We start from the raw sequence: 6333 nt of genomic DNA, 5'->3' as shown, positions 1-6333 counted from the left end.
TTTTCTCCAAAGAAACACCTTAGCAAAAACTGATATCACGGAACAACTATGGGATACGCTAACCAGACTTTCAGAAAAAAAAATGCCAGCCGAAAATTCAGCTAGCATTTTAAAATAAGAGTTCCTTTTTGCTCAATAAAGCGTTCTGAATCGGATCGTTCCTTTGATATTTTTCAGTGCCTCTATCGCCTCATTTTCATAGACCTTGTCGATGTCGGTGATTACATACCCGATCTTTTCATTGGTCTTCAGATATTGGCCGACGATGTTGATGTTATAGTCCGCTAGGACCTGGTTGATTTTTGCCAAAACCCCAGGCTCATTGTGGTGAATATGGATCAGGCGATGGGCATCCTTCAGGAATGGCAACTGGATATTCGGGAAGTTGACCGAATTGTAGGTGTTGCCGGTATTGATGTATTCCATGATTTTGCCCGGCACGAATCGAGCGATGTTGACCTGCGCCTCCAGTGTACTTCCTCCGATGTGTGGAGTCAGGATGGTGTTGGGCAGTCCCAAAAGTTCGGAAACCAAAGGCTCCTTATTATTCTTGGGCTCTTCTGGAAACACGTCCACAGCACATCCGCCCAACTGTCCTGATAGAATCGCGTCTCTCAGTGCAGGAATTTCGACGACGTGACCGCGGCTCAGATTGACCAGGATCGCTCCGGGTTTCATCAAGCTGATTTTTTCGCGATCGAGAAGGCATTTGTTGTCCTTTCTTCCGTCGACATGAAGTGAAATCACATCGCAGGTCGAGAGCAATTCATCCAGTGAATCGACTTTGGTGGCATTGCCGAGGGCGAGTTTTTCGATGACATCGTAGTAGAACACGTTCATGCCCATGTTTTCTGCCAAGACCGACAGCTGGGCACCGATGTTTCCGTAGCCGATGATTCCGAGTTTCTTTCCTCTGATTTCAAAAGATCCCGTAGCAGACTTGTCCCAAACTCCCTGATGCATCCCCACGGATTTGTCAAAGAACCTTCGCATCAGGAAGATGATTTCGGCAATGGCCATTTCCACGACAGAGCGGGTGTTGGAAAAAGGCGCATTGAACACTGCGATACCTTTTTCCTGACAGGTTTCCAAGTCGATCTGATTGGTGCCGATGCAGAAAGCGCCGACCGCCAAAAGTCGGTTGGCATTTTCTAAAACCTTTTTGGTCACGTTGGTCTTGGAACGAATGCCAAGGATAGAGACGTTTTTGATTTTCTCGCAAAGCTCCTCTTCGCTCAAGGCGCCGACGGCAACTTCGACTTGGTAGCCTTCTTCCTTGAGAAGTTCAACGGCTACGGGATGGACGTTTTCCAGGAGGAGAACTTTGATCCGGCTTTTTGGGTAAGAAAACTTCGTGTTCAATTTATTGATGTATAAGATTTCGTCGAAACTTGGCGCAATGTGGTCCGCTTGGCTCACCACCTTGGGGCGGTGCACATTTTCCACAAACGCGTAAAACTTATTGGCAAGCCCGGAGGCTTTGATTTCGTAGTCGGTATAGCCATCACCAATGACATAGATATCTCCGTCAAGGTTCACATTTTTGATGGTTTCTGATTTGCCGTTGTTTTTGGACAGGGGGTTTTCGCGATTGAAATCGACGATTCTTCCGCTCTCGTCGTAGACAAAATCATTGGCAAAGACATTTTCCTTTTTGATTCCGTAGATGGAGACGATGGGGATGATGAAGTCTTTGAAGCCGTTGGAGACGATGTAGATGTCGTCGGAGTTTTCCTCCAGCCACTCTTTGTTACGCTCAAAGGATTTGGATACTTTTTGCTTCAACGCCTCAATCAGATCGTTGATCTGGCTGCGGGTCGCCTGGAGAATTTCGATTCTTTTTTCCAGACTTTCACGGAAAGTAACTGTACCCTCCATGCCCCGATCCGTAATGTCTTTGATGGCCTGAAGCTTGGAATCACGTTGGGGGTCTCCTGCCAAACTGATTTCACCCAGGATGTCAAGGGCTTCTACTCGGGTAAATGTACTGTCAAAATCAATGATGAACTTTTTGGTTTGGGGCATGAGTGCAGGGTCAATAGGTCTTTGTTGAGGTAAAATTACAGGATTGTTAAAAAAATCGAAGTTTTGTTGATAGAATTAATCAGAAAGTTTTTTCTGTTTGAAAATTCACCAATTATTCGACGGGAAAAGTGGCGTTTGCAATCGATTTTGTGGGGATATTGAAATGGTGTTTTACCAAACCGTCTTTTGAGTTAATTTTGAACAAAATAAAAGTTTTATGAAAAAGTCAATTCTGCAAATCGCTCTCGTGGCGGGTACGCTTGTTTTTTCCTGCCAACAGAAAAACGAAGTAGCGGTCACCACGACCTATGAAGTAGTAGGGGAAGCGGAAGTTGTACCTGGCAACTACGGGAATATTGTGCAAGCGGACGAGATCTTCAGTACCGCCGAGATGATTTCTTCGGTTGAAGTTGAGGGTGAATTTGTCGGAAAAGTTTCCGGAGAGATCAAGGAAGTGTGTACGAAAAAAGGTTGCTGGTTTGCAATGGACTTGCCCAATGGCGAATCCATGCGGGTTACTTTCAAAGACTACGGATTTTTCTTACCAACGAATTCCCAGGGATTTCCGATCGTGATCGAAGGAGTAGCTACCCTGACCGAAACCGATGTGGAGACGCTTAGACACTACGCCGAAGATAAAGGTGGAACTAAGGAAGAAATTGAAGCGATCACAGCACCTGAAAGAAAAATCACCTTTGAGGCTACTGGTGCGTTGGTTAAACCAAAGGTCTGATGCCGATTGCACTCGACAACCTACGGGTGGGGAGGGTCTATCGCCTGGTCAATCAGGGAGAAATCCGGATGATCGAGATTATGTCCCGGCTTCATGGCGACGATTTCAAGATCAAAGATCTGGACACCTTGGAGTATTACACGATCCACGAACTCCTGCAATGGGGTAAGGGGAAGGACTACGATCTGGAGGAATTTAGATAGAAAATGGAGCTCAAAAGGCTCCATTTTCGTTTTGCCTTCATTTAGCACGGACGATGCAGTACCTTTGATCCCAATCAGGATAGGAGTCGTGAATTACCATCGAACAGGAAGTATGTCAAAATCTTTGGGTCGGGCCATTGTAGGAGCCAAGTGTCCAAAATGCCGCGAAGGGAAATTGTATTCGGTCAATGTATTGAGTTATCGAAAACTCACCGAGGTCAACAAATCCTGTAAGGTCTGTGCTGCCAATTTCCATCCGGAACCCGATTTCTACTACGGTGCGATGTATATCAGTTATGCGTTTTCGGTGGCTTTGGTGATCACTTCACTCACCACGATCAACTTGCTGGTCGACGTTCCAAAGTTTTGGATGTACATGACTATGGTCGTCGTGCTGAATATTGTCTTACTTCCGGCAATGCTGCGGTACTCCAAAGTGCTGTATTTGTATGGTATGAGTAGGTTGAAATACAGAGGGTATTGATTGCTGAGGGACTGAATTTTAACCTAGTTTTTCGAAATTTTGTAGATTGGACTATGGCAAAAAATGTATTTGGCGAAAAACTGCTGCCTTGCAGTACTGCGCCGATGACAGGGTTTTATCGCAATGGCTGCTGCGAAACGGGTGAGGAAGATGTCGGAATGCATACGGTGTGTGTGGAGCTGACCACCCAATTTTTAGTCTTTTCAAAGAGTCGGGGAAATGACCTGAGTACGCCTCGGCCGGAGTTTGATTTTCCGGGACTAAGACCAGGCGATCGATGGTGTCTTTGTGCAACCCGCTGGATGGAAGCCTATCAGTCTGGCTGCGCACCTCGTGTTTTTTTGGAAGCTACTCATGAGGCAAGTCTGGAAATTATTCCCATGGATTTGTTGATCTCGAGCGCTATTAGATGAGGGTAGTAATATTAATTATTTGTTACATCTGCTAACAATTATCGAAGCTTTACAAACAATTTGGGGTTTGCTCCGTTAGGTGATCGCATACACTCTTTTTGGTAAATGGAATCGATCATTAAAAAAATCCGGGTTGACGTCAATCCAAACCTTTACGTAAAGGAGCCTTTCAGCTCGGATTTGGGCGTTTCAATTGTTCGCGAAGGTGCTCAGATGCTGCTTGAAGTAGGTCTGGAGTTTTTTACATTTAAAAAACTCGCCCAAAAAACGGGGGGTACCGAGGCTGCAATTTATCGCTATTTCGAAAACAAACACAGGCTGTTGCAGTACCTTTCTGCCTGGTATTGGGCCTGGATGGAGCACAATTTGGTATTCTCTACGACCAACATTCACGACCCGGCTGAGCGGCTGGATATCGGAGTTAAGTTGATGGTAGATGGTCCCTGTTATTTAGAAAATGAATATTTGGATCCAAAGATGCTCAGAAGCTTAGTCATCAATGAGTCAATCAAAGCCTATTTCACCAAATCGGTGGACACGGAACATGAATCCGGAGCTTTTGATCAGGTATACAGTTTTAGACAAAGGATCTCAAAGATTATTAGCGAAGTGAATCCTAGTTACGAATTTCCCAAAACCCTGGTATCTACCGTAATGGAGGCCAGCTTGAGTCAGGCCTTCAATTCAGTCCATTTACCGGATATGACCGAGACCTCCCGCGATGGGAGCGAACGCTATCGGTTTTTTCACCAGCTTGTATTCAACGCCATTGCCAATGACTAGCCAGACCGAAATGACACCTCTGAAGCGATTTTTTGGATTGCTCCAGGAGGAAAAAAAACAGGTATATGCGATCTACTTTTATGCGATTCTAAATGGCCTGATCACGTTGTCGCTTCCCTTGGGAATCCAAGCGATCTTAAACTTCATTCTTGGCGGAAGGATCAGCACTTCGTGGATTATCTTGGTGATTGTGGTCGGCCTTGGAGTGGCATTCAGCGGATTTTTGCAGATTTCTCAACTCCAAATCACAGAAAAACTGCAGCAGCGGATTTTTTCCAAGGCGGGGCTGTCGTTTGCCTACCGACTGCCGCGGATCAAGACAGAGATCATGCACGGAAAATACGGTCCTGAGATTGTCAACCGATTTTTTGACACAATTAATCTACAAAAAGGAATTTCGAAGATTTTGGTCGACTTCTCCAGTGCGCTGCTCCAGGTGATTTTTGGTCTGCTTCTGCTCTCTATTTACCATCCCACGTTTATATTCTTCTCCTTGACGCTGATCGGGATTTTGGCATTGATCTTCTATCTCTCTGCACCCCGGGGGATGGAAACGGCCCTGAAGGAGTCAACCTATAAATACGAGACGGCCTATTGGCTAGAGGAGGTGGGCAGAACCTTGAATTCCTTCAAATTGGTCGGTGATACCCGGCTGCCAATCCTACGGGCAGACAAGCTGATCCAGCGATATATTGAATTTCGAAATCGGCATTTTAATATTTTGATCTTTCAATTCAAAGTGATGGTGGGGTTCAAAGTGTTCATTGTCACCAGCCTATTGATCGCGGGGAGTTTGTTGCTGATCAATGATCAGATATCAATCGGACAGTTTGTCGCTGCGGAGGTAATTATCTTGATGGTGATCAACTCGGTAGAAAAACTCATCCTTTCTTTGGAGACAGTGTATGATACACTGGTGGCTACCGAAAAGCTCGGGCAGGTAATGGATTTGGAGTTGGAACATCACAGTCCTTCGGAGAAAATCATCACCTCCAGTCCAGAAGGACTGAAGTTTGCGATGGACAATGTTCATTTTCAGCCTCAAGATTCATTGGAACCCATACTGAAGGGAGTAAGTCTGACCATCAATCCCGGCAAAAAAGTAGTAGTAACGGGTAAGAGCGGAAGTGGAAAAAGTGCGCTGATGGCTCTTTTTGCAGGTCTTTATGAAGAATATCAAGGTACGGTGTCTGTAAACGACCTGTCTTTGGAATACTTGAATCTGGAGAAATTCCGGGCGATGGTCGGGGATTTTCTAGAGTTGCAGGAGATATTTCACGGATCGATCGGAGAAAACATTCTGATGGGTATGGACTTCGATCAGGGTCAGTTGGAATATATCTTGGACTTGGTCGGATTGAAGGACTATCTATACCGCTTACCCAATGGACTGGACGCAATACTCCAGCCTCAGGGTCGTGGACTATCCAAATCTCTCGCCCAAAAGATTCTCCTGGCCCGGGGGTTTGTGGGATGGCCAAAAGCGCTCATCATGGAGAATGTCCTACAAGACCTTGAAGATGAAGTACGAGAACGGGTGGTTGAGCACCTTTTCAACGGTAATTGGACGCTGTTGATGGTGAGTTTTGACGAGTCTATCCTCCGCCGGGCCGATGAAGTGGTCTGGATGGAATCAGGACGTGTCAGATTCCAGGGGAGTTATCAGGATTATAAGCAACTAAACCCTTGATT

Annotated in this window: 7 protein-coding genes; 6 read left to right on the top strand and 1 reads right to left on the bottom strand. The window is 45.7% G+C overall.

Annotated elements, in window-relative coordinates; all coding sequences use genetic code 11:
* Positions 1-132 precede the first annotated feature (132 nt).
* Entirely contained in the window at positions 133-2025 is a 1893-nt protein-coding gene (gene serA / locus ABD031_RS13745) for a phosphoglycerate dehydrogenase (protein ID WP_343852423.1), read from the bottom strand.
* 217 nt (positions 2026-2242) lie between these two features.
* Between serA and ABD031_RS13740 the strand changes: the two genes are divergently transcribed.
* From ABD031_RS13740 to ABD031_RS13715, 6 genes are all read left to right on the top strand, one after another.
* Positions 2243-2758, top strand: a complete 516-nt coding sequence (locus ABD031_RS13740; RefSeq protein WP_343852421.1) for a DUF4920 domain-containing protein — start codon at positions 2243-2245, stop codon at positions 2756-2758.
* On the top strand, positions 2758-2961 hold the full coding sequence (locus tag ABD031_RS13735; protein WP_343852419.1) for a hypothetical protein: 204 nt from the start codon (positions 2758-2760) through the stop codon (positions 2959-2961). The genes ABD031_RS13740 and ABD031_RS13735 overlap by 1 nt, the downstream gene beginning before the upstream one ends.
* 112 nt (positions 2962-3073) lie before the next feature.
* A complete protein-coding gene (locus ABD031_RS13730) occupies positions 3074-3445 on the top strand; it encodes a DUF983 domain-containing protein (RefSeq protein WP_343852417.1) in 372 nt (123 codons plus the stop codon).
* 53 nt (positions 3446-3498) lie between these two features.
* Positions 3499-3858: a DUF2237 family protein gene (locus ABD031_RS13725; RefSeq protein WP_343852415.1), complete on the top strand. Its 360-nt coding sequence runs from the start codon at positions 3499-3501 to the stop codon at positions 3856-3858.
* A 105-nt stretch (positions 3859-3963) separates the two neighbouring features.
* Positions 3964-4641: a TetR/AcrR family transcriptional regulator gene (locus tag ABD031_RS13720; RefSeq protein WP_343852413.1), complete on the top strand. Its 678-nt coding sequence runs from the start codon at positions 3964-3966 to the stop codon at positions 4639-4641.
* A complete protein-coding gene (locus ABD031_RS13715; RefSeq protein WP_343852411.1) occupies positions 4634-6331 on the top strand; it encodes a peptidase domain-containing ABC transporter in 1698 nt (565 codons plus the stop codon). Before ABD031_RS13720 ends, ABD031_RS13715 begins: the two co-directional genes overlap by 8 nt.
* Positions 6332-6333 lie beyond the last annotated feature (2 nt).

Source organism: Algoriphagus jejuensis, assembly GCF_039523455.1.
GTDB lineage: Bacteria > Bacteroidota > Bacteroidia > Cytophagales > Cyclobacteriaceae > Algoriphagus > Algoriphagus jejuensis.
Note: the sequence above shows the minus strand (reverse complement) of the source record. Positions and strands in the feature narration are given on the sequence as shown.